Raw genomic sequence first — 255 nt, 5'->3', positions numbered from 1 at the left:
GCCTGGCCAACCTGCTGAAGGAAGAGCGCAGGTTCGCGCCCCCCGCCGACCTGGCCGCGCACGCCAACGTCACGGCGGAGGCGTATGAACAGGCCAGCGCTGACCGGCTCGGCTTCTGGGCCGCCCAAGCCCGCCGGCTGACCTGGGCGAAGGAACCGACCGAGACGCTGGACTGGTCGAACCCCCCGTTCGCGAAGTGGTTCAAGGACGGCGAACTGAACGTCGCCTACAACTGCGTGGACCGGCACGTGGAAG

At 69.0% G+C, this 255-nt stretch carries 1 protein-coding gene; it reads left to right on the top strand.

The genetic code is table 11. The features are described from left to right. Positions 1-2: 2 nt before the first annotated feature. On the top strand, positions 3-255 hold a 253-nt coding region (locus QSK45_RS38220), incomplete at its 3' end, for an acetyl-coenzyme A synthetase N-terminal domain-containing protein (RefSeq protein ID WP_285563547.1).

Source organism: Streptomyces hygroscopicus subsp. hygroscopicus (assembly GCF_030269125.1).
GTDB classification, from domain to species: domain Bacteria; phylum Actinomycetota; class Actinomycetes; order Streptomycetales; family Streptomycetaceae; genus Streptomyces; species Streptomyces hygroscopicus_C.
Note: the sequence above shows the minus strand (reverse complement) of the source record. Positions and strands in the feature narration are given on the sequence as shown.